The organism is Microvirga sp. 2TAF3, from assembly GCF_052114965.1.
Classification (GTDB): domain Bacteria; phylum Pseudomonadota; class Alphaproteobacteria; order Rhizobiales; family Beijerinckiaceae; genus Microvirga.
In genome coordinates this window covers 1-1,888 of the sequence record NZ_JBFRFT010000047.1, presented here as the reverse complement: position 1 = coordinate 1,888, position 1,888 = coordinate 1, and the positions used below count along the sequence as shown (strand labels likewise).

The 1,888-nt window shown below is 55.7% G+C and carries 2 protein-coding genes and 1 pseudogene; all 3 read right to left on the bottom strand.

Going from position 1 to position 1,888, the window contains the following annotated elements:
* Positions 1 to 211: pseudogene (locus AB4Y97_RS20910) on the bottom strand (DNA-binding response regulator); the annotation flags it as partial.
* A gap of 290 nt (positions 212 to 501) precedes the next feature.
* Entirely contained in the window at positions 502 to 1,371 is an 870-nt protein-coding gene (locus AB4Y97_RS20905) for an EAL domain-containing protein (RefSeq protein ID WP_442000959.1), read from the bottom strand.
* A gap of 375 nt (positions 1,372 to 1,746) precedes the next feature.
* The coding region (locus tag AB4Y97_RS20900) for a winged helix-turn-helix domain-containing protein (protein WP_442000904.1) at positions 1,747 to 1,888 on the bottom strand (142 nt) is incomplete at its 5' end.

Genomic DNA, 1,888 nt, shown 5'->3' with positions numbered 1-1,888 from the left:
AATGGCGGCGGATGGTCTCGGTGCAGGCGAGGCGGTCCTGGAACTCGCCGAGCAGGAAGCCCTGCACCGCCTCGAAATCGGCCCGCGAGGCGGCCTCGAGCCAGTCCCGGAAATCGTCCCGGTCCAGCCCCAGCGACGAGACCCCCTCGTCCGCTGAATTGTTAGTGTGTGTTGGAATTTTCGTCCGCGGATCACCGACAAGAAAATACATATGCTGCGCCCCCACGCATAGTATGAAAGGTCACAACGTCGTTCTGATCGCGCCGGTTGCTCTACACTACTTAACTATCATTACCAGGGATATGCTTTTCGATGTGATTGCGATGACGCATTCAACCTAAAAGCCTTCCGAATCGAAGCCGTTATGACTTTAATCCCTCACTTCTAGGCGATCTGCGAATCACAGGTCTATTCGGCTAAACAGCCTATCGTTCATGACTAGATATAGGCCAAATGGCCTAGCCCGGTTTGGCTTCCAAAAGGTCTTTTTGCAAAAGGGAATCAAGCCATGGCGCTGCTGTCATGAAGCGAGCGCAAATCCAGCAGGCTTCCAATCGTCGCCCACAATTCATTCTTCGTTTGTGTGCCGAGCTTGCGCAGCAACTCTTTGGGCTCCCATTCTTTTGCTAGTATTGGGACGTCCTGGCGAGGAACGGGACTCCTGAAGAGAAAGCCCTGGCCGTAATCGCAGCCGTGGACGCGCAAATACGCTGCCTGGGTGTCGTTCTCGATGCCCTCGGCCACGGTGGCGATGCCCAGCCCCTTGCCGAGCTGCAGGATCGCCTGCAAGATTGCTGCATCCTGGGCGTTGCTGGCCAGATCCTGGACGAAGGAGCGGTCGATCTTGATACTATCAACCGGGAAATGCTTGAGATGAGACAGCGAAGCATAGCCGGTGCCGAAATCATCGAGTGCGATGGTGACGCCGGCAATGCTCAAGCGGCGCACTGCCCGCTCAACATATTCCGCCCCGCGGCCGAGAAAAACAGTTTCAGTAACTTCAAGTTCGAGGCAGTGCGGGGGTAGCTTGGCACTACGTAGGCGTGCCAGCACCTGTTCGGCGAAATCGTCATTGCCGAACTCGGCGGCGGAGGCATTGATCGCGACACGGCCAAAGTCAATTCTGGATTCACGCCAGCGGCGCATATCGTCGAAGATCATGCTTTGCATATACTGGCCGAGCGCAATGGCCAGTTGGGGATCGTCAAAGGCTGCCTGAATGGCGCCCGGGAGTTGAAAGCTTTCGTGCGGGCCACGCCAGCGTAGCAGCGCTTCGAAGCCGATGATCCGGCCTGAGGCCAAGCTGATCTTGGGTTGGTAGAAGGGTTCAATGCGCCGCGCTTTGATTGCTGCCCATGCATTGCTGCGCATCTTTGCAGCACACTGCGCCTCGGCGTCACCAGAATCTTGGGGGAGAGGAAACAATCCGACTCGACTCGAAATACGCAACACTGGCTCCCGTGCACACCGTGCTTTACGCGCCTGATGGCCTCTTGATGGCTCCTCACGGTTTCTAATAGGTCGTATCACTCCCCTCAAGTAAACTGCTCAGCTCATCTGCATCGCCATCGCCGATGAAAATCAGCCGATAAGATTAATGTTTGCTTTGCAATGGCTCCGGCCAACCCGTTGATCCAGGAGGTTGGTAAGTTTTTCAATTCTGCCGACAGTCTGGATATAAGCTGCCTACAGCAACCCGAGGGTATAAAAGAAATCGGCCACCGTCGTGTTTGTTGGATTGAGATTTCAGCCTGTGAAGGTATATCCGATATAGCGTTTAGCTTCGATGGGATCGTATCCGAGGCGGGCGCGGAGCTTCTTGCGCAGCTTGCTGACATGGCCCTCGACGACGCTCTCCTCGACCTCGTTGCTGTAGAGGCCGTAGATG

Bases quoted from the DNA above. Each gene is read 5' to 3' on its own strand.
- AB4Y97_RS20905 (WP_442000959.1), bottom strand. From the start codon at position 1,371: ATGCGCAGCAATGCATGGGCAGCAATCAAAGCGCGGCGCATTGAACCC.